The following is a 21188-nucleotide window of genomic DNA, read 5'->3' as shown; positions in this document are numbered from 1 at the left end:
CGTGTTAATGATCATAAAAAAGCGGTGGTCGCTGGCAGCTAAGCCTGCTGGCGAGTGTGGTAATCAGTGCCTTTTTTCTCAACACAGCTTACGCCTGGCAACAAGAATATATCGTTGATACGCAACCCGGACATTCCACAGAGCGTTACACCTGGGATAGTGATCATCAACCTGATTACAACGATATTTTGTCGCAACGTATTCAAAGTAGCCAAAGGGCGCTGGGACTGGAAGTCAATCTGGCGGAAGAAACTCCTGTGGATGTGACCAGCAGTATGAGTATGGGCTGGAATTTTCCTTTATATGAGCAGGTTACAACCGGCCCGGTCGCGGCATTACATTACGATGGCACAACCACCTCGATGTATAACGAGTTTGGCGACAGTACTACCACGCTGGCCGATCCGTTATGGCATGCCAGCGTGAGTACCTTAGGCTGGCGTGTTGACTCCCGGCTTGGCGATCTCCGACCCTGGGCGCAAATCAGCTATAACCAGCAATTTGGCGAGAATATCTGGAAGGCGCAATCAGGCCTGAGCCGGATGACGGCGACAAACCAGAACGGCAACTGGCTGGATGTCACCGTAGGCGCTGATATGTTGCTCAATCAAAATATTGCTGCCTATGCTGCGCTATCTCAGGCAGAAAATACCACTAACAATAGCGACTATCTGTATACGATGGGGGTTAGTGCCAGATTTTAACGTTATAGATACAATTGAAACCATTGGATAACAACAGTTGTGGCGATAGTGGGTGCTAACTTACTAAATAATAAATTTGGTGAATAATTGTCGAGTCATTCATTCCTGAACTAATGCATTTCATTCCGTTCTGATGGCATTTCATGCCGTTTTTCCCCAGGCATAAAGTGCACTTCGTTATGGTTGTCAGCAGAGATTTTTCCTTTTTATTACTGCAGGAATACTGCCATGACACCTTCAAATTATCAGCGTACCCGCTGGTTGACACTCATCGGTACTATCATTACCCAGTTTGCGCTGGGGTCGGTTTATACCTGGAGCCTGTTTAACGGCGCGCTTTCTGCCAAGCTGGATGCGCCGGTAAGCCAGGTCGCTTTCTCTTTCGGCTTGTTAAGTCTGGGGCTGGCAATTTCATCTTCTGTTGCGGGGAAATTACAGGAACGTTTTGGCGTTAAACGCGTCACTATGGCTTCCGGCATTTTGCTGGGATTAGGCTTCTTCCTGACAGCGCATTCTGACAACCTGATGATGCTGTGGTTAAGCGCCGGTGTGCTGGTCGGTCTGGCGGATGGCGCGGGTTACCTGCTGACGCTCTCTAACTGCGTGAAGTGGTTCCCGGAGCGTAAAGGTCTGATCTCCGCGTTCGCTATCGGTTCTTATGGTCTGGGTAGCCTGGGGTTCAAATTTATCGACACGCAGCTGCTCGAAACGGTGGGTCTGGAAAAAACATTTGTGATTTGGGGAGCGATTGCGCTGGTGATGATTGTTTTCGGCGCAACGTTAATGAAAGACGCACCAAAACAGGAAGTGAAAACCAGCAATGGTGTCGTGGAGAAAGATTACACGCTGGCAGAGTCGATGCGTAAACCGCAGTACTGGATGTTAGCGGTAATGTTCCTGACTGCCTGCATGAGCGGCCTGTACGTGATTGGGGTAGCGAAAGATATCGCCCAAAGTCTGGCACACCTTGATGTGGTTTCCGCAGCCAATGCAGTCACTGTTATTTCCATCGCCAACCTTTCAGGTCGTCTGGTTCTGGGGATACTGTCTGACAAAATCGCCCGAATCCGTGTTATCACCATTGGTCAGGTGATTTCGCTGGTGGGTATGGCGGCCCTGCTGTTTGCACCATTGAATGCAGTGACGTTCTTTGCAGCGATTGCCTGCGTGGCGTTTAACTTTGGCGGCACTATCACGGTGTTCCCGTCACTGGTCAGTGAGTTCTTCGGCCTCAATAACCTGGCGAAAAACTACGGTGTGATTTATCTCGGTTTCGGTATCGGCAGCATTTGTGGGTCGATTATCGCCTCACTGTTTGGCGGCTTCTATGTGACCTTCTACGTGATTTTCGCCCTGCTGATTCTGTCACTGGCGCTCTCTACGACGATTCGTCAGCCAGAGCAGAAAATGTTGCGTGAGGCGCATGGCTCCCTTTAATCATCTGCCGCGAGCTACTGGGCTTTAGCCTTAGTGTGAATCAAACGCTTCAACGCAATGTATAAACAATGACGCGTAAAATTTGGGCCAGTTAACTGGCCCTTTTTACTGCTTTTTGTAACGCTAAAGTCTCTTTTCAAACTTGCATTTTTGTAAATTTGTGCTTCGTGCACACTCTTTCCCCACACTTTTTCCCTTTGCTGTGGTCTACTTATTCGCGCGTGTAGATTTTACTTATCTGACTACCTCCGCACTTTTCCCCTGCCGGGCCTGAAAAGCCGTTAAGCAGGGTGTTATCACCTGTTTGTCCAGGGTTTGTTTGCATGAGATACATCAAATCGATTACACAGCAGAAGCTGAGCTTTTTGCTTGCAATCTATATTGGCCTTTTTATGAATGGCGCGGTTTTTTACCGCCGCTTCGGCAGCTATGCGCACGATTTTACCGTCTGGAAAGGCATTTCTGCTGTTGTTGAACTGGCCGCCACCGTACTGGTGACCTTCTTTTTACTGCGTCTTCTTTCGCTGTTTGGCCGCCGCAGCTGGCGTATTCTGGCATCGCTGGTGGTGCTCTTTTCCGCAGGTGCCAGCTATTACATGACCTTCCTTAATGTAGTCATTGGTTATGGCATCATCGCATCCGTCATGACCACCGATATCGACCTGTCAAAAGAAGTTGTTGGTCTGAACTTTATTCTCTGGTTAATCGCCGTTAGTGCATTGCCTCTTATCCTTATCTGGAATAACCGCTGTCGCTACACCTTGCTCCGACAACTGCGAACCCCAGGGCAGCGTATTCGCAGCCTGGCGGTCGTCGTACTGGCGGGTATTATGGTTTGGGCACCGATTCGTTTGCTGGATATCCAGCAGAAGAAAGTGGAGAGGGCGACCGGCGTTGATTTGCCGAGTTATGGCGGTGTCGTAGCGAACTCTTATCTGCCATCAAACTGGCTTTCTGCGTTGGGGCTGTATGCCTGGGCGCGGGTCGATGAATCTTCCGATAACAATTCATTGCTTAATCCGGCGAAGAAATTCACTTATCAGGCACCGCAAAACGTTGATGACACTTATGTCGTGTTTATCATCGGTGAAACCACGCGTTGGGACCATATGGGCATTTTCGGCTATGAGCGTAATACCACGCCGAAGCTGGCCCAGGAGAAAAATCTGGCGGCGTTCCGTGGCTATTCTTGTGACACGGCGACCAAACTTTCTCTGCGTTGCATGTTTGTACGAGAGGGTGGAGCGGAAGATAATCCGCAGCGCACATTAAAAGAACAGAACATTTTCGCGGTGCTGAAGCAGTTAGGATTCAGTTCTGACCTCTACGCTATGCAGAGCGAAATGTGGTTCTACAGCAACACGATGGCAGACAACATTGCTTATCGTGAGCAGATTGGTGCGGAGCCACGTAACCGTGGCAAGCCGGTAGATGATATGTTGCTGGTAGACGAAATGCAGCAATCGCTGGGGCGCAACCCGGATGGCAAGCATCTGATCATTTTGCATACCAAAGGTTCGCACTTTAACTACACCCAGCGTTACCCGCGCAGCTTTGCGCAGTGGAAGCCGGAATGTATTGGTGTTGATAGCGGCTGTACCAAAGCGCAGATGATCAACTCCTATGACAACTCGGTGACCTATGTGGATCACTTTATCTCCAGCGTGATTGATCAGGTTCGCGATAAGAAAGCGATTGTGTTCTACGCAGCTGACCACGGTGAGTCAATTAATGAACGCGAGCACCTGCACGGCACACCGCGTGAACTGGCACCGCCGGAGCAGTTCCGTGTGCCGATGATGGTCTGGATGTCAGATAAATATCTGGAAAATCCGGTCAATGCACAGGCATTTGCGCAGCTGAAAAAAGAAGCCGACATGAAAGTGCCACGCCGTCATGTAGAACTGTACGACACCATCATGGGTTGTCTTGGCTATACTTCACCGGATGGTGGAATTAACGAAAACAACAACTGGTGCCACATCCCGCAGGCAAGAGAGGCGGCGGCTAACTAAGAGGCCTGCTGACTTTCTCGCCGATCAAAAGGCATTTTGCTATTAAGGGATTGACGAGGGCGTATCTGCGCAGTAAGATGCGCCCCGCATTCGGTGATTGGCGCAGCCTGGTAGCGCACTTCGTTCGGGACGAAGGGGTCGGAGGTTCGAATCCTCTATCACCGACCAAATTCGAAAAGCCTGCTCAACGAGCAGGCTTTTTTGCATCTGCAGCCCATGAGGATGAGAACCTCCGGGGGCAGGGAGGTTCGACTCGAGCGAAGCGAGAGAACGTTGCGCCAGCAACGGCCCGCAGGGCGAGCCACGAAGTGGCGAGTAATCCTCTATCACCGACCAAATTCGAAAAGCCTGCTCAACGAGCAGGCTTTTTTGCATTTGTAGCCTATGAGGATGAGAACCTCCGGGGGCAGGGAGGTTCGACTCGAGCGAAGCGAGAGAACGTTGCGCCAGCAACGGCCCGCAGGGCGAGCCACGAAGTGGCGAGTAATCCTCTGGCACCGACCAAATTCGGCACCGCACTCATTGTGGGATACAGCGTATCCGTCTTATCCGATCTAAACGGCAACACTCCACACATTTCCCTGCCAAATTTGCGCCCCATATCTCACTATCCATTAACGGATTTGTGACAGAAACCATTGTCTTTTTTTATATTTGCTTAAATCTTTTTTTGCGTTACTTATGGCTGGCGCTGGCATTTTCCGCTGTGCGGTTTAGCGTTCATGGTATTAATCGCTCAGATATCCACCTTTTCATCAGATTTTTTTCACAAAATGCATAAAACTTAATCACCAATTGTTGCTAATTATTAAGCTGATTGTTCTGGTTATGTTGGAGTAGCACAAATTTCTCTGCTGCAAATAGCTGTTTGAAGTTTTTTTAATCTTTGTTTGTGGATTCTCACCGTTGGTGTAAATCCCGGTGGGCTGTATTGACGTTTTCACATTCTGTTGACAGATTGTAGGTCACGAGGGGCATTTTATGGAGGATCCGCACTGTAACACTGATGTTAATTAGTACGGCATCCCCACCTCATAACGTTGACCCGACCGGGCAAAAAACAAAAAAGGTCAGGCAGCGACAACCCACTGCAAAGGGTTAAAACAACAAACATCACAATTGGAGCAGAATAATGCGTATTTCCTTGAAAAAGTCAGGGATGCTGAAGCTTGGTCTCAGCCTGGTGGCTATGACCGTCGCAGCAAGTGTTCAGGCTAAAACTCTGGTTTATTGCTCAGAAGGATCTCCGGAAGGGTTTAACCCGCAGTTGTTTACCTCCGGTACTACCTATGACGCCTCTTCCGTGCCGCTTTATAACCGCCTGGTTGAATTTAAAATCGGCACCACCGAAGTGATTCCGGGCCTCGCTGAAAAGTGGGAAGTCAGCGAAGACGGAAAAACCTATACCTTCCATCTGCGTAAAGGTGTGAAGTGGCACGACAACAAAGAATTCAAACCGACGCGCGAACTGAACGCCGATGACGTGGTGTTCTCGTTCGATCGTCAGAAAAACGCGCAAAACCCGTACCATAAAGTCTCTGGCGGCAGCTACGAATACTTCGAAGGCATGGGCTTGCCGGAGCTGATCAGCGAAGTGAAAAAGGTGGACGACAACACCGTTCAGTTTGTGCTGACTCGACCGGAAGCGCCGTTCCTCGCTGACCTGGCAATGGACTTCGCCTCTATTCTGTCAAAAGAATATGCTGACGCGATGATGAAAGCCGGTACACCGGAAAAACTGGACCTCAACCCAATCGGTACCGGTCCGTTCCAGTTACAGCAGTATCAAAAAGATTCCCGTATCCGCTACAAAGCGTTTGATGGCTACTGGGGCACCAAACCGCAGATCGATACGCTGGTTTTCTCTATTACCCCTGATGCTTCCGTGCGTTACGCGAAATTGCAGAAGAATGAATGCCAGGTGATGCCGTACCCGAACCCGGCAGATATCGCTCGCATGAAGCAGGATAAATCCATCAACCTGATGGAAATGCCGGGGCTGAACGTCGGCTATCTTTCATATAACGTGCAGAAAAAACCACTCGATGATGTGAAAGTTCGCCAGGCTCTGACCTACGCGGTGAACAAAGACGCGATCATCAAAGCGGTTTATCAGGGCGCGGGCGTGGCAGCGAAAAACCTGATCCCGCCAACCATGTGGGGCTATAACGACGACGTTCAGGACTACACCTACGATCCCGAAAAAGCGAAAGCCTTGCTGAAAGAAGCGGGCCTGGAAAAAGGCTTCTCCATCGACCTGTGGGCAATGCCGGTACAACGTCCGTATAACCCGAACGCTCGCCGCATGGCGGAGATGATTCAGGCAGACTGGGCGAAAGTCGGCGTGCAGGCCAAAATTGTCACCTACGAATGGGGTGAGTACCTCAAGCGTGCGAAAGATGGCGAGCACCAGACGGTAATGATGGGCTGGACTGGCGATAATGGGGATCCGGATAACTTCTTCGCCACCCTGTTCAGCTGCGCCGCCTCTGAACAAGGCTCCAACTACTCAAAATGGTGCTACAAACCGTTTGAAGATCTGATTCAACCGGCGCGTGCTACCGACGACCATAACAAACGCGTTGAACTGTACAAGCAAGCGCAGGTGGTGATGCACGATCAGGCTCCGGCACTGATCATCGCTCACTCCACCGTGTTTGAACCGGTACGCAAAGAAGTTAAAGGCTATGTGGTTGATCCATTAGGCAAACATCACTTCGAAAACGTCTCTATCGAATAATTAAAAGCCATACCCGGTGGCGCTGTGCCTCTGCGTGCAGCGCCATCCGGCAGCAATACTTCATTCCCTGCCCGACCTGGGCGGGAATTGATTTGTGAGCAATACAGACACGCAGTTCCAGGCTGCGGGTCACTACAGAGAATCCGGGTTATGTTGCAGTTTATTCTCCGACGTTTGGGACTCGTCATCCCCACGTTTATCGGTATTACCCTTCTCACATTTGCCTTTGTCCACATGATCCCGGGCGATCCGGTGATGATCATGGCGGGCGAACGTGGGATCTCCCCAGAGCGTCACGCGCAGCTGCTGGCTGAACTCGGCTTAGATAAACCGATGTGGCAGCAGTATCTCCATTACATTTGGGGCGTAATGCACGGCGATTTAGGCATTTCGATGAAAAGCCGCATCCCGGTATGGGAAGAGTTCGTGCCGCGCTTTCAGGCCACGCTGGAACTTGGCGTCTGCGCGATGATTTTTGCTACGGCAGTCGGTATTCCGGTTGGTGTGCTGGCTGCGGTTAAACGCGGTTCCATTTTCGATCACACGGCGGTTGGCCTGGCGCTGACAGGTTATTCAATGCCTATCTTCTGGTGGGGCATGATGCTGATCATGCTGGTTTCGGTGCACTGGAACCTGACGCCCGTCTCCGGTCGCGTGAGCGACATGGTGTTCCTCGATGATTCCAATCCGTTAACCGGTTTTATGCTAATCGACACCGCCATCTGGGGTGAAGACGGTAACTTTATCGATGCCGTCGCCCATATGATCCTGCCCGCCATTGTGCTGGGTACTATCCCGCTGGCGGTCATTGTACGTATGACACGCTCCTCGATGCTGGAAGTGCTGGGTGAAGATTATATCCGCACCGCGCGCGCCAAAGGGTTGACCCGCATGCGGGTGATTATCGTCCATGCGCTGCGTAACGCGATGCTGCCGGTAGTGACCGTTATCGGCCTCCAGGTGGGAACATTGCTGGCGGGGGCGATTCTGACCGAAACCATCTTCTCGTGGCCCGGTCTGGGGCGCTGGTTGATTGACGCACTGCAACGCCGCGACTATCCGGTAGTGCAGGGCGGCGTATTGCTGGTGGCGACGATGATTATCCTCGTCAACTTGCTGGTCGATCTGCTGTACGGCGTGGTGAACCCGCGTATTCGTCATAAGAAGTAAGGGGACATCATGTCACAGGTTACTGAAAATAAAGTGATTAGCGCACCGGTGCCGATGACCCCGTTACAGGAGTTCTGGCACTATTTTAAACGCAACAAAGGCGCGGTCGTCGGGCTGGTTTACGTCGTCATCGTGCTGTTTATCGCGATCTTTGCCAACTGGATTGCACCCTATAACCCGGCGGAACAGTTCCGCGATGCACTGCTCGCCCCGCCAGCCTGGCAGGAAGGCGGCAGCATGGCGCACTTGCTGGGCACCGATGACGTAGGCCGTGATGTGCTGTCGCGTCTGATGTACGGTGCGCGATTGTCACTGCTGGTTGGCTGTCTGGTAGTTGTGTTATCGCTGATTATGGGCGTTATTCTCGGCCTGATCGCCGGTTACTTCGGAGGCCTGGTCGATAACATCATCATGCGCGTGGTCGATATCATGCTGGCGCTGCCAAGTTTGCTGTTGGCACTGGTGCTGGTGGCAATTTTCGGCCCGTCGATTGGTAACGCCGCGCTGGCATTGACCTTCGTTGCCTTGCCGCACTATGTGCGCTTAACCCGCGCCGCCGTGCTGGTGGAGGTGAATCGCGATTACGTTACCGCGTCTCGCGTGGCAGGTGCCGGGGCGATGCGTCAGATGTTTATTAACATCTTCCCGAACTGCCTTGCGCCTCTGATTGTTCAGGCGTCGCTCGGTTTCTCTAACGCCATTCTCGATATGGCTGCTCTTGGTTTCCTCGGCATGGGGGCGCAGCCGCCAACGCCGGAGTGGGGCACCATGCTCTCCGACGTGTTGCAGTTCGCGCAAAGCGCCTGGTGGGTCGTGACCTTCCCGGGTCTGGCGATCCTGCTGACGGTGCTGGCATTTAACCTGATGGGTGACGGTCTGCGTGACGCGCTCGATCCCAAACTGAAGCAGTAAGAGGTTCGAGATGGCGTTATTAAATGTAGATAAATTATCGGTGCATTTCGGCGACGAAAGCGCACCGTTCCGCGCCGTAGACCGCATCAGCTACAGCGTAAAACAGGGCGAAGTGGTCGGGATTGTGGGTGAGTCCGGCTCTGGTAAATCGGTCAGTTCGCTGGCGATTATGGGGCTGATTGATTATCCGGGCCGCGTAATGGCGGAAAAGCTGGAGTTTAACGGTCAGGATTTACAGCGTATCTCAGAAAAAGAGCGCCGCAACCTGGTGGGTGCCGAAGTGGCGATGATCTTCCAGGACCCGATGACCAGCCTTAACCCGTGCTACACCGTGGGTTTCCAGATTATGGAAGCGATTAAGGTGCATCAGGGCGGCAACAAAAGTACCCGCCGTCAGCGGGCGATTGACCTGCTGAATCAGGTCGGTATTCCCGATCCGGCATCGCGTCTGGATGTTTACCCGCATCAGCTTTCCGGCGGCATGAGCCAGCGCGTGATGATCGCCATGGCGATTGCCTGTCGACCAAAACTGCTGATTGCCGATGAGCCGACCACTGCGCTGGACGTGACCATTCAGGCGCAAATCATCGAACTGTTGCTGGAGCTACAGCAGAAAGAGAACATGGCGCTGGTGTTGATTACCCATGACCTGGCGCTGGTGGCGGAAGCGGCACATAAAATCATCGTGATGTATGCAGGCCAGGTGGTGGAAACGGGCGATGCCCACGCCATCTTCCATGCGCCGCGTCATCCATATACTCAGGCATTGCTGCGTGCGCTGCCGGAATTTGCTCAGGACAAAGAACGTCTGGCGTCGTTGCCAGGTGTTGTTCCCGGCAAGTATGACCGCCCGAACGGCTGCCTGCTTAACCCGCGCTGCCCCTATGCCACTGACAGATGTCGCGCTGAAGAACCGGCGCTGAATATGCTCTCTGACGGGCGTCAGTCCAAATGCCATTACCCACTTGATGATGCCGGGAGGCCGACACTATGAGTACGCATGAGGCCACCTCGCAACAACCGCTGTTGCAGGCTATCGACCTGAAAAAACATTATCCGGTGAAGAAAGGTATGTTCGCGCCGGAACGTCTGGTGAAGGCGCTGGACGGCGTTTCGTTTAACCTTGAACGTGGCAAAACGCTGGCAGTAGTAGGTGAATCTGGCTGCGGTAAATCGACCCTCGGTCGGTTGCTGACGATGATCGAAATGCCCACCGGTGGTGAGCTGTATTACCAGGGGCAGGATCTGCTCAAGCACGATCCGCAGGCGCAGAAGCTGCGTCGGCAGAAAATCCAGATTGTCTTCCAGAACCCTTACGGTTCGCTGAATCCACGTAAAAAAGTCGGGCAAATTCTTGAAGAGCCGCTGCTTATTAATACCAGCTTAAGCAAAGAACAGCGTCGGGAAAAAGCCCTGTCGATGATGGCGAAAGTCGGCCTGAAAACCGAACATTATGACCGCTATCCGCATATGTTCTCCGGCGGTCAGCGTCAGCGTATCGCCATTGCCCGTGGTCTGATGCTCGACCCGGATGTGGTGATTGCCGATGAACCGGTTTCCGCGCTGGACGTTTCAGTGCGTGCGCAGGTGCTGAATCTGATGATGGATTTGCAGCAGGAGTTGGGGCTGTCTTATGTCTTTATCTCGCACGACCTGTCAGTGGTTGAGCACATTGCCGATGAAGTGATGGTGATGTACCTGGGCCGCTGCGTGGAGAAGGGAACGAAGGACCAAATCTTCAATAACCCGCGTCATCCGTACACTCAGGCGCTACTCTCCGCGACGCCGCGCCTGAACCCGGACGATCGCCGCGAGCGCATCAAGCTCACCGGTGAACTGCCAAGCCCGCTCAATCCACCGCCGGGCTGCGCGTTTAACGCCCGCTGTCGTCGGCGCTTCGGCCCCTGCACTCAGTTGCAGCCGCAGCTAAAAGACTACGGCGGTCAACTGGTAGCTTGTTTTGCTGTTGATCAGGATGAAAATCCGCAGCGTTAACTCACAAAACCGGGGCCATGCGCTCCGGTTTACTCAATAAGCTTCAACAGTGGCGACAAGCATAACAAAATGCCGTACAGCAGAATCAGCCAGGCTTTAAACCCGCGAAGTTTTTCCAGTTGTGCGACTTTATAGATCAGGAAAAATGGAATGAGGCACGACACAATGCCATATAACGGGCTTCCCAACTGAAAGAACACCAGCACCGATACACGAAACGAAACCCAAATCGTCAACGTAATGACGATAAAAGCGCAGATCGCCAGAGTCAGCATGCGTGAGTTAATTTTCTTGGTATCAATAATTCGGCTTAACAGATTGAGAATAATGCCTTTAATAGCCTCGTGGAAACCGAGATAAATGCCAAAGAATGCGGTCAGTACGGCAAAGATATTCAGCACCGTAGAGGTGATATGAATGATATGCCCAGGGATCACCTGCGCGGCCAGTGCCAGTGCCGAGATATTTTGTTCAAAGGCAGAAACGGCTTCTTCGTGGCTAATTGAGAAAGTAAACGAAAAGGCAAAAAACAGGATCACCGCGATGAGCGTGATATAACTAATTCGGTGGGTACGCAGCGCGAGCCGGGTTGCCAGTACTTTATCTGCTTCCCGTTTACGATAGGCAATATTCATTGGGTTAAGTACCTGAATAAATACTGCAGAAAAGAAGCAAAATGGAATGGTAAGCAGGACATCGCGGAAAAAGACGGAGGCTTGCGGGAAGGCGGTTATATTGGTGAAATTCCAGTGCGGGATCATCGCAAAACCGAACACGACGATAATCCCTACTTTGACCACCACCATTGGCCCGGAAATCTTAAACAGTAATCGTTCACCACCAGACGCAATTGCCACCAGTACGGCGAAAATGGCGACTTTATAAAGTAGAGATTGTGAAAGATCGGCATCGGTTAAACCGAAGGTTTTCAGGTACGAGGCGCTGTCGAAAACCACGGAGAGAGAGTAGATAAAAATCCCGTGGATAATCATCAAAAAGTAGATAACCCCGAGGAAAATTCCCCAGTTCTTCCCCAGGTAATGACTGATAATATCGGTGTAGTCATTACAGGAATCGCTTTCAGAAAGGGTTTTTAAATAAATGTCCTGCACTACCCAGGTGGCAGGATAAGCAATGATCGCTGCGGTAATAAATACCCAAATTCCCTTCAAGCCAATTTGTACTGGCATCAGCACGGTTCCGGCACCAATCGCCATGCCTATGCATAATAAAACCCAGCCGAAGTCGTAGCGTGTAAACGGCAATTTCTGATCGTGTTTCGGTAGTGTGTTGTGCTGCATAAAGTCCTGTCCAGAAAGAAGTCGGCCTCGCAAAAATGAATAAACCCAGTTTCTCTTGCGCAACAGGTGGAGAAGTCGAATACGCAGTATGTAAAAAATGAGGCAACAGATTCACTGGGGAGGTCGCGAGGAGGCGCAATTCTACAAAATTGCGCATTTCACTACCAGTCTGGAGTCAGCTCGGATATGAACTGCAACTATTGCAAATAAAGAAATTAAGCTGGAAGGCATCGCGCAATGAGGAAGATTGCCGGGTGCTGACGGTAAAAAGCAATCGTAAAATCAGCGGCAAGCCGGAAAGGTTCCGGTGAGGCGCAATGTTGCGGGGGCTTAATCCCTGGTGGCATTGGTTGCTGGAGAGAGAAAACCCCCGCACGTTGCAGGTATGCACCTGACAACACCACGGGGGCCATTCTTGCATCCAAACAATACAAGAATAGCCGCGAAACGTTGTCATTACAACTCAGGCGGCTATATGACGCTCGCAGAGCTGGGCATGGCCTTCTGGCATGATTTAGCGGCTCCGGTCATTGCTGGCATTCTTGCCAGCATGATCGTGAACTGGCTGAATAAGCGGAAGTAACGTGTCAGACGGGCGTCAGGCTGCCGTAATGGCAATTTGCGCCCGGACCAGGCCGCAGGGATAAAACTCTGCGGCCTTTTTCGTAAGAAAAATGCAACGGTTGCAAGCGGATAATATTCTGCTGAATGCACAGCACAGAGTGAAGAAGTGATGGATTTCGACGAACAAAAATGGCCGTAGAATCAGCGGCAAGCCGGAAGGGTTCCGGTGAGGCGCAATGTTGCGGGGGGCTTTATCCCTGGTGGCATTGGTTGCTGGAGAGAGAAAACCCCCGCACGTTGCAGGTATGCACCTGACAACACCACGGGGGCCATTCTTGCATCTAGACCATTCAAGAATAGCCGCGAAACGTTGTCATTACAACTCAGGCGGCTATATGACGCTCGCAGAGCTGGGCATGGCCTTCTGGCATGATTTAGCGGCTCCGGTCATTGCTGGCATTCTTGCCAGTCTGATCGTGAACTGGCTGAACAAGCGGAAGTAACGTGTCAGACGGGCGTCAGGCTGCCGTAATGGCAATTTGCGCCCGGACCAGGCCGCAGGGATAAAACTCTGCGGCCTTTTTCGTAAGAAAAATGCAACGGTTGCAAGCGGATAATATTCTGCTGAATGCACAGCACAGAGTGAAGAAATGATGGATTTCGACGAACAAAAATGGCCGTAGAATCAGCGGCAAGCCGGAAAGGTTCCGGTGAGGCGCAATGTTGCGGGGGCTTTATCCCTGGTGGCATTGGTTGCTGGAGAGAGAAAACCCCCGCACGTTGCAGGTATGCACCTGACAACACCACGGGGGCTAATCTTGACTCTAGACCACTCAAGAATAGCCGCGAAACGTTGTCATTACAACACAGGCGGCTATATGACGCTCGCAGAACTGGGCATGGCCTTCTGGCATGATTTAGCGGCTCCGGTCATTGCTGGCATTCTTGCCAGTATGATCATGAACTGGCTGAACAAGCGGAAGTAACGTGTCATGCGGGCGTCAGGCTGCCGTAATGGCAATTTGCGCCCGGATCAGGCCGCAGGGGTGAAACTCTGCGGCCTTTTTCGTGCTTACTGCGGGTAAGGCACCCAGTCGCCGCCGTTCAGGCGAACGTACGGTTTATCCTGGTATTGAATAACTACTGCATTTGAGTTCTCTGAGACCGGTGCTGTTTGTGGCAACCCACTGGTGAGTTTTTTCCAGTCAACATTGTCTTCGGTGAAAATCTTGCCATCAAGAACGCGAACCACCAGATCGGAGATAGCCAGGAAGCTGCTCGGTTGGTCGATGACAATCGGTGCCCCCTGATGTGGTGCCTTCATGCCGAAGAATTTCACCCCAACGGGGACGTCTGTGATAGACGGGCTAGGGATATCACGTAGGCCAGATACCTGCATTCTGTCGCCCTTCAGCGCGCCGCCGTGTTCCGGCACCACGACCACCATCACTTTACGACCCGATTTCTCCAGTTCAGTAAAGAAGGCGTCCAGTTCATCAAAGAATTTCTGCGCCCGCGCTTTGTAATCCGCTGTTTTGCTGACGCCCGGATAATGGTTGCCGTCATGCAGTGGAAGCGTGTTGTAGAACGTGGCACTACGGCTGTTTTTATCTTTTTCGGTAACGTCCAGCCAGCGGTTAAGCACGGCGGTATCGTCATAAACCGGCGAACCATCAAAGCCCAGCAAAATAACCGGCAGATTTGTTTGATCCATCAATTCGGTCTGCATGCCGCCATTTTCGCGAACTTCTTTCAAAAAACCGCCGAACTGGCCGTTATGTCCCATCATCAGGTGCTGGGTAAAGCCCAGTTTCGACAGGTTATCAAACAGATAGCAGTCGTTATTTGCCGGTTGATACAGATTAGTGTGCGAAGTCTGCCCGCAGCTGGCGCGCAGTAAACGGATCGCCGCCGGGCCACTGTAGGAGGTGGCGGAGTTAAAGTTCTTGAACTCAATATCGAAATGCGACCACAGCGGATGCGACATCAACCCGGCGGCTTCAATATCCGACCAGGAAAGCGAACAGATATTAATCACCAGTAGTTCAAATGGTTGAGCATCAGCGGGCAGCGAAGACGGGAAGGTCGATTTACGTTTCGCCTCCGCGTTATAGAAATTATTCAGCCAGGCGTTAAGGTTCGCCGTTGTTGGCGGTGCAGTTTGTGCGGGCATATCACCCACTACCGGTGCGCCACCCGTCGCCGCAACGGTTGCCGCTGCGTTGCCACCCGTCGTTGTTACAGTGGTCGTCGGTTGACCGGCTGGCCACAAGGAGAAACTTGGTCCCGCCAGGGTAAGTACGTTCAGCCATAGCAGAATGGCAACCACAAAAACGGTAATGCGAATCCATTGTGACAGGAATAACCAGGCCACTAATAAAACAAAAATGGCCCCAATCATCTGCCAGTTAATAAAGCGTGTGACAAGGTCGATTAAATAATCGGTACTGAACCCCGCCACCTGCGAACCCTGGCTCATTATGCTTTCCGGGCCAGGCAACCAGGTGTCATGCCAGAACAAAGCAAAGCCGATCGGCAGGGCAATCCAGTGGCGTAAGCGATGCAGGCTGTAGCGCGGAATGGGCATCAGCAGAAACGCGGCAAACACCAGATTGAGGAGCGGATGGAAGTTAAGATATCCCGCCCACAACAGGCCGAACTTAACCAGAAAATAGAAGTTCCAGCCGGAAAGGCCGCGCCAGTATTGCCAGAGGGAAGAAGGCATGGCGGTATTTTGCGTAAATTGAGTCATTTTTTGGTTGCCCTGGCTTTTTCCGTGCGGCGTAACGTCCCGGCCGGTTTAACATAACGAGGTTTAGCAAAGAACAAACGTAAGGTGTCGCGAATGCGTCGCAAAGAGTGCCGCGCCAGATAGCCCAGCGGGAAAAATATCAGTGCGCAAACGACAATAATTTCAATGATATCGCTGATGGTCATCATGATGAGCGCTCCACAGCATCATCTAACAGTCGCATTGGTTCTGGTATTCGTCGCCAGTGGCGACCATCGTGCTCGGCATTAATGACCGGTTTAGAATTTTGCGTTAAAGGCAGCGGCATGCCCCATTGTTCTGGGGCAAGCAGGCGCATCTGCACCAGCTCGGCACTGATTTGATCATCTTCAAACCAGACCATACGGTTTGAGAAAATGTCGCCAGTCGGCAATGGGAAAATATGATTCAACGCGGTATCCAGATCGTTAATCCGACAGAATGAGAGAAACAGCACCAGCCGATTACCGCCAATAGTCATGATATCGCCGGTGCGGTTAGGGCGACACAGCGTCAGGGCTTGCTCAACGCGGATACCCGGTACCGGACGTAGGGCAACCAGAACGCCTTTACCGTGGGCAGGTAATAGAGGGTTATTCATCATGTTGTTGACGGCATTACAGAACACATCCCACTTCTGGAAACCACGCAGTTTGAGCGGCTGGGTCATTGACAGCAAGGTAGTGATACCTTCCGGCACATAGCGACTAAACTTCTGCCCTTGCACGCTTTCGATCATCGTCAGACAGCGGGAGAGTGGGGCATTCCATGGGATAACCATATTTGCACCGCAGGCCAATAACAAACGTTCATCGGTGGCGCGCAGGCTAGCGGTATTTTCCCGTACGAGGATTTTCATCGCACTACCGCGCTGGCGACGCAGAGTATGAATGCTGCGGGCCAGTGGCTCGATTTGCGCATTTTGTTGTAAAGAAAAGACCACCGTCGCCGCCTGAGCGGTACGGGCTTCATTGAACAGGACTTCGTTATTGTTGAACAGTTGCCAGTGTTCTGATAGCGGCGGCGCACCTTCCAGTACAGCAACATTACTCAGAATGCGTTTTTCGTCGCTGCGTGGTTGGATCTCCGCCTCTTCGCTTTGAACTAATGTCCAGATACCATTTTGTTGCTGAACGCTAAGCTGCTGACGGGCGCTAACCCCTTTTTCGTTGCACCAGAAGGCAATATCCAGCAAATGTTGGTCGCCCTGAAAACGCAAACTGGCAAGACCAAAAAGTGAACGGTATTCCTCAAGCAACAATGAAAATTGTTTATCGTTATTATTTCCGGGATTAATTACCAAAAGCGAACAATGGTTTAACCTGCTCCATTTATTCATTTTATCCAACCATGAGCGAAGCCGCTCGGCAGGAATGTTTTGCCATGCGTTATTTGCGCAAACAAGAATAAAAAGGTAATTATGGGGATCAATAGAACACTGCAAATCACGGGCCAAATAGTATAGACCTTTTTCATGATTTAGCATTGAAAATAATTTTATTTTTTCCGGTCCTTGAGAATCATCTAATTGAAAGATTTTCGCCGGATCGCTGTCCATGCTAATGACCGCGACGTGTGCGGTTTCAGCCTGGGATGCAATTGTTTGATTCGCCAGACTGATAGCATCTTCATGGCGATCGACGTTAAACCACCAGACGCCGCCTGCTGGCATATGTCGCAGCTCATCCCATAATGATGAGATACCGATAGAGAATACAGGGTCCACAATGTCCCTCATGTCATCATTTTGTCTGATTATCAGTTTACTAGCGAAAGCTAAGAAATAAACCTACCATTGAAATTAAAACTTATCAGATTTAGCATGTGAATCAATTTAGCAGGTCACAAGACGTGTGATTTTAGTCTTTTCGTTTTTAACTTTTTTTGTTGCGTAACGGAAAGTCAAAAAGTGAGCAAATTCCCGTCTCGCCGTAAACAATAAACCGGCGAAATGCTCACGGTTAGAATTGTCTCATGAACGGTACGGTTATTTCATAGGGATCAAGCAAATGAATAACAATGAACCAGATACTCTGCCTGATCCCGCGATAGGCTATATCTTCCAGAATGATATTTTGGCGTTAAAGCAGGCATTTTCACTGCCTGATATTGATTATGCCGATATTTCCCAACGCGAACAGTTGGCCGCGGCATTAAAACGCTGGCCGTTGCTGGCAGAGTTTGCGCAACAAAAGTAGGGGATTGGTGAATGGCCGTACTGGGATTGCAGGGGGTGCGGGGAGGCGTGGGGACAACAACCATCACCGCCGCATTAGCCTGGTCATTACAAATGTTGGGAGAAAATGTCCTGGTGGTCGATGCCTGCCCGGACAACTTGTTGCGCCTGTCATTTAACGTTGATTTTACCCACCGTCAGGGCTGGGCCAGAGCTATGCTGGATGACCAGGACTGGCGTGACGCCGGGTTGCGCTATACCTCGCAGCTCGATTTGCTGCCTTTTGGTCAGTTATCCATTGAAGAACAAGAAAATCCACAGCACTGGCAAACCCGGCTGAGCGATATTTGCTCCGGCTTACAGCAACTAAAAGCCAGCGGGCGTTACCAGTGGATTTTAATCGACTTACCGCGTGATTCCTCGCAGATAACCCACCAGCTGCTGAGTTTGTGCGATCACTCGCTGGCAATCGTCAATGTGGATGCCAACTGCCATATCCGGCTGCATCAGCAGGCGCTGCCGGATGGCGCGCATATTTTGATTAATGACTTCCGTATCGGCAGTCAAGTTCAGGACGATATTTACCAGCTTTGGTTGCAAAGCCAGCGCCGATTACTGCCGATGCTCATTCATCGTGATGAAGCGATGGCTGAATGCCTGGCGGCTAAGCAACCAGTCGGTGAATATCGCAGTGATGCGCTGGCGGCTGAAGAGATACTGACGCTGGCTAACTGGTGCCTGTTGAACTATTCCGGGCTGAAAACGCCAGTCGGGAGTAAATCATGAGTATCCTGACCCGGTGGTTGCTTATCCCGCCGGTCAACGCGCGGCTTATCGGGCGTTATCGCGATTATCGTCGTCACGGCGCGTCGGCTTTCAGCGCGACGCTCGGCTGTTTTTGGTTGATCCTGGCCTGGATTTTTATTCCGCTGGAGCACCCGCGCTGGCAGCGTATTCGCGCAGAACATAAAAACCTGTATCCGCATATCAACGCCTCGCGTCCGCGTCCGCTGGACCCGGTCCGTTATCTCATTCAAACATGCTGGTTACTGATCGGTGCATCGCGCAAAGAAACGCCGAAACCGCGCAGGCGGGCATTTTCAGGTCTGCAGAATATTCGTGGACGTTACCATCAATGGATGAACGAGCTGCCTGAGCGCGTTAGCCATAAAACACAGCATCTTGATGAGAAAAAAGAGCTCGGCCATTTGAGTGCCGGGGCGCGGCGGTTGATCCTCGGTATCATCGTCACCTTCTCGCTGATTCTGGCGTTAATCTGCGTTACTCAGCCGTTTAACCCGCTGGCGCAGTTTATCTTCCTGATGCTGCTGTGGGGGGTAGCGCTGATCGTACGGCGGATGCCGGGGCGCTTCTCGGCGCTAATGTTGATTGTGCTGTCGCTGACCGTTTCTTGCCGTTATATCTGGTGGCGCTACACCTCTACGCTGAACTGGGACGATCCGGTCAGCCTGGTGTGCGGGCTTATTCTGCTGTTCGCCGAAACGTACGCGTGGATTGTGCTGGTGCTCGGCTACTTCCAGGTAGTATGGCCGCTGAATCGTCAGCCGGTGCCATTGCCGAAAGATATGTCGTTGTGGCCGTCGGTGGATATCTTTGTCCCGACTTACAACGAAGATCTCAACGTGGTGAAAAATACCATTTACGCCTCGCTGGGTATCGACTGGCCGAAAGACAAGCTGAACATCTGGATCCTTGATGACGGCGGCAGGGAAGAGTTTCGCCAGTTTGCGCAAAACGTGGGGGTGAAATATATCGCCCGTACCACTCATGAACATGCGAAAGCGGGCAACATCAACAATGCGCTGAAATATGCCAAAGGCGAGTTCGTGTCGATTTTCGACTGCGACCACGTACCAACGCGATCGTTCCTGCAAATGACCATGGGCTGGTTCCTGAAAGAAAAACAACTGGCGATGATGCAGACGCCGCACCACTTCTTCTCACCGGACCCGTTTGAACGCAACCTGGGGCGTTTCCGTAAAACACCTAACGAAGGCACGCTGTTCTATGGTCTGGTGCAGGATGGCAACGATATGTGGGACGCCACTTTCTTCTGCGGTTCCTGTGCGGTGATTCGCCGTAAGCCGCTGGATGAAATTGGCGGCATTGCTGTCGAAACTGTGACTGAAGATGCGCATACCTCTTTGCGCCTGCACCGTCGTGGCTACACCTCTGCATATATGCGTATTCCGCAGGCGGCGGGGCTGGCGACCGAAAGTCTGTCGGCGCATATCGGTCAGCGTATTCGCTGGGCGCGCGGGATGGTGCAAATCTTTCGTCTCGATAACCCGCTCACCGGTAAAGGGCTGAAGTTTGCTCAGCGGCTATGTTACGTCAACGCCATGTTCCACTTCTTGTCGGGCATTCCACGACTGATCTTCCTGACTGCGCCGCTGGCGTTCCTGCTGCTGCATGCCTACATCATCTATGCGCCAGCGTTGATGATTGCCCTGTTCGTGCTGCCGCATATGATCCATGCCAGCCTGACCAACTCCAAGATCCAGGGCAAATATCGCCACTCTTTCTGGAGTGAAATCTACGAAACGGTGCTGGCGTGGTATATCGCACCACCGACGCTGGTGGCGCTGATTAACCCGCACAAAGGCAAATTTAACGTCACCGCCAAAGGTGGACTGGTGGAAGAAGAGTACGTCGACTGGGTGATCTCGCGGCCCTACATCTTCCTTGTTCTGCTCAACCTGGTGGGCGTTGCGGTAGGCATCTGGCGCTACTTCTATGGCCCGCCAACCGAGATGCTCACCGTGGTCGTCAGTATGGTGTGGGTATTCTACAACCTGATTGTTCTTGGCGGCGCAGTTGCGGTATCGGTAGAAAGCAAACAGGTACGCCGATCGCACCGCGTGGAGATGACGATGCCCGCGGCAATTGCCCGCGAAGATGGTCACCTCTTCTCGTGTACCGTTCAGGATTTCTCCGACGGTGGTTTGGGGATCAAGATCAACGGTCAGGCGCAGATTCTGGAAGGGCAGAAAGTGAATCTGTTGCTTAAACGCGGTCAGCAGGAATACGTCTTCCCGACCCAGGTGGCGCGCGTGATGGGTAATGAAGTTGGGTTGAAATTAATGCCGCTCACCACCCAGCAACATATCGATTTTGTGCAGTGTACGTTTGCCCGTGCGGATACATGGGCGCTCTGGCAGGACAGCTACCCGGAAGATAAGCCGCTGGAAAGTCTGCTGGATATTCTGAAGCTCGGCTTCCGTGGCTACCGCCATCTGGCGGAGTTTGCGCCTTCTTCGGTGAAGGGCATATTCCGTGTGCTGACTTCTCTGGTTTCCTGGGTTGTATCGTTTATTCCGCGCCGCCCGGAGCGGAGCGAAACGGCACAACCATCGGATCAGGCTTTGGCTCAACAATGATGA

General features: G+C 51.9%; 18 protein-coding genes, 1 tRNA gene and 2 other RNA genes. 17 read left to right on the top strand and 4 right to left on the bottom strand.

Features of this window, described 5'->3' with window-relative positions; all coding sequences use genetic code 11:
- Window positions 1-44 precede the first annotated feature (44 nt).
- The 11 genes from ACJHYD_RS22095 (at window position 45) to dppF (ending at window position 10973) form a co-directional block, all read left to right on the top strand.
- On the top strand, window positions 45-704 hold the full coding sequence (locus tag ACJHYD_RS22095; RefSeq protein ID WP_096945186.1) for an autotransporter outer membrane beta-barrel domain-containing protein: 660 nt from the start codon (window positions 45-47) through the stop codon (window positions 702-704).
- Window positions 705-932: 228 nt separating this feature from the next.
- On the top strand, window positions 933-2141 hold the full coding sequence (locus ACJHYD_RS22090) for an MFS transporter (RefSeq protein ID WP_000189022.1): 1209 nt from the start codon (window positions 933-935) through the stop codon (window positions 2139-2141).
- Window positions 2142-2464: 323 nt separating this feature from the next.
- Window positions 2465-4156: a kdo(2)-lipid A phosphoethanolamine 7''-transferase gene (eptB, locus tag ACJHYD_RS22085; protein ID WP_001269196.1), complete on the top strand. Its 1692-nt coding sequence runs from the start codon at window positions 2465-2467 to the stop codon at window positions 4154-4156.
- Window positions 4157-4247: 91 nt separating this feature from the next.
- Window positions 4248-4324, top strand: a tRNA-Pro gene (locus ACJHYD_RS22080).
- 34 nt (window positions 4325-4358) lie between these two features.
- Window positions 4359-4492, top strand: a non-coding RNA gene (locus ACJHYD_RS22075) — RtT sRNA.
- A gap of 32 nt (window positions 4493-4524) precedes the next feature.
- Window positions 4525-4660: non-coding RNA, RtT sRNA (locus tag ACJHYD_RS22070), on the top strand.
- Window positions 4661-5288: 628 nt separating this feature from the next.
- The gene (gene dppA / locus ACJHYD_RS22065; RefSeq protein WP_001222876.1) at window positions 5289-6896 is read left to right on the top strand and encodes a dipeptide ABC transporter substrate-binding protein DppA; all 1608 of its coding nucleotides are present in this window, start codon (window positions 5289-5291) and stop codon (window positions 6894-6896) included.
- A 150-nt stretch (window positions 6897-7046) separates the two neighbouring features.
- Window positions 7047-8066 carry a dipeptide ABC transporter permease DppB gene (gene dppB / locus ACJHYD_RS22060; RefSeq protein WP_000938855.1) on the top strand — a complete coding sequence of 340 codons (1020 nt, stop codon included), beginning with the start codon at window positions 7047-7049 and terminating at the stop codon, window positions 8064-8066.
- Between the two features lie 9 nt (window positions 8067-8075).
- Window positions 8076-8978 (top strand): dipeptide ABC transporter permease DppC, encoded by a 903-nt coding sequence (dppC, locus tag ACJHYD_RS22055; RefSeq protein ID WP_000084677.1) that lies wholly within the window; start codon window positions 8076-8078, stop codon window positions 8976-8978.
- Between the two features lie 10 nt (window positions 8979-8988).
- Window positions 8989-9972 carry a dipeptide ABC transporter ATP-binding protein gene (dppD, locus tag ACJHYD_RS22050; RefSeq protein WP_001196487.1) on the top strand — a complete coding sequence of 328 codons (984 nt, stop codon included), beginning with the start codon at window positions 8989-8991 and terminating at the stop codon, window positions 9970-9972.
- On the top strand, window positions 9969-10973 hold the full coding sequence (gene dppF, locus ACJHYD_RS22045) for a dipeptide ABC transporter ATP-binding subunit DppF (protein WP_000103574.1): 1005 nt from the start codon (window positions 9969-9971) through the stop codon (window positions 10971-10973). Before dppD ends, dppF begins: the two co-directional genes overlap by 4 nt.
- Before the next feature lie 29 nt (window positions 10974-11002).
- On the opposite strand, the gene ACJHYD_RS22040 is transcribed toward dppF, so the two are convergent.
- The gene (locus ACJHYD_RS22040; RefSeq protein WP_001521562.1) at window positions 11003-12274 is read right to left on the bottom strand and encodes an aromatic amino acid transport family protein; all 1272 of its coding nucleotides are present in this window, start codon (window positions 12272-12274) and stop codon (window positions 11003-11005) included.
- A gap of 475 nt (window positions 12275-12749) precedes the next feature.
- Between ACJHYD_RS22040 and ACJHYD_RS22035 the strand changes: the two genes are divergently transcribed.
- The 3 genes from ACJHYD_RS22035 (at window position 12750) to ACJHYD_RS22025 (ending at window position 13824) form a co-directional block, all read left to right on the top strand.
- Complete coding sequence (locus tag ACJHYD_RS22035) at window positions 12750-12857, top strand: type I toxin-antitoxin system toxin Ldr family protein (RefSeq protein ID WP_001295224.1); 108 nt, start codon at window positions 12750-12752, stop codon at window positions 12855-12857.
- A 376-nt stretch (window positions 12858-13233) separates the two neighbouring features.
- Window positions 13234-13341, top strand: coding sequence for a type I toxin-antitoxin system toxin Ldr family protein (locus ACJHYD_RS22030; protein ID WP_000170738.1), 108 nt, complete (start codon window positions 13234-13236; stop codon window positions 13339-13341).
- Between the two features lie 375 nt (window positions 13342-13716).
- Complete coding sequence (locus tag ACJHYD_RS22025; RefSeq protein WP_001521561.1) at window positions 13717-13824, top strand: type I toxin-antitoxin system toxin Ldr family protein; 108 nt, start codon at window positions 13717-13719, stop codon at window positions 13822-13824.
- 86 nt (window positions 13825-13910) lie between these two features.
- Here ACJHYD_RS22025 and bcsG read toward each other — a convergent pair whose 3' ends face one another.
- The 3 genes from bcsG to bcsE are packed head-to-tail and all read right to left on the bottom strand — an operon-like array spanning window position 13911 to window position 17346.
- Entirely contained in the window at window positions 13911-15590 is a 1680-nt protein-coding gene (gene bcsG, locus ACJHYD_RS22020; RefSeq protein WP_000191596.1) for a cellulose biosynthesis protein BcsG, read from the bottom strand.
- Entirely contained in the window at window positions 15587-15778 is a 192-nt protein-coding gene (bcsF, locus tag ACJHYD_RS22015; RefSeq protein ID WP_000988308.1) for a cellulose biosynthesis protein BcsF, read from the bottom strand. Before bcsF ends, bcsG begins: the two co-directional genes overlap by 4 nt.
- Entirely contained in the window at window positions 15775-17346 is a 1572-nt protein-coding gene (gene bcsE, locus ACJHYD_RS22010) for a cellulose biosynthesis c-di-GMP-binding protein BcsE (RefSeq protein WP_019842823.1), read from the bottom strand. The genes bcsF and bcsE overlap by 4 nt, the downstream gene beginning before the upstream one ends.
- Before the next feature lie 271 nt (window positions 17347-17617).
- On the opposite strand from bcsE, the gene bcsR reads away from it, so the two are divergent.
- From bcsR to bcsA, 3 genes are read left to right on the top strand one after another with little or no spacing between them, the layout of a single operon-like run.
- Window positions 17618-17806, top strand: coding sequence for a cellulose biosynthesis protein BcsR (gene bcsR, locus ACJHYD_RS22005; protein WP_001063314.1), 189 nt, complete (start codon window positions 17618-17620; stop codon window positions 17804-17806).
- Between the two features lie 11 nt (window positions 17807-17817).
- Window positions 17818-18570: a cellulose biosynthesis protein BcsQ gene (gene bcsQ / locus ACJHYD_RS22000; protein WP_000279507.1), complete on the top strand. Its 753-nt coding sequence runs from the start codon at window positions 17818-17820 to the stop codon at window positions 18568-18570.
- Window positions 18567-21185 carry a UDP-forming cellulose synthase catalytic subunit gene (gene bcsA / locus ACJHYD_RS21995; protein WP_000025849.1) on the top strand — a complete coding sequence of 873 codons (2619 nt, stop codon included), beginning with the start codon at window positions 18567-18569 and terminating at the stop codon, window positions 21183-21185. Before bcsQ ends, bcsA begins: the two co-directional genes overlap by 4 nt.
- Window positions 21186-21188 lie beyond the last annotated feature (3 nt).

Origin of the sequence: Escherichia sp. WS1368 (genome assembly GCF_046487485.1) — a bacterium.
GTDB classification, from domain to species: Bacteria; Pseudomonadota; Gammaproteobacteria; order Enterobacterales; family Enterobacteriaceae; genus Escherichia; species Escherichia coli.
Note: the sequence above shows the minus strand (reverse complement) of the source record. Positions and strands in the feature narration are given on the sequence as shown.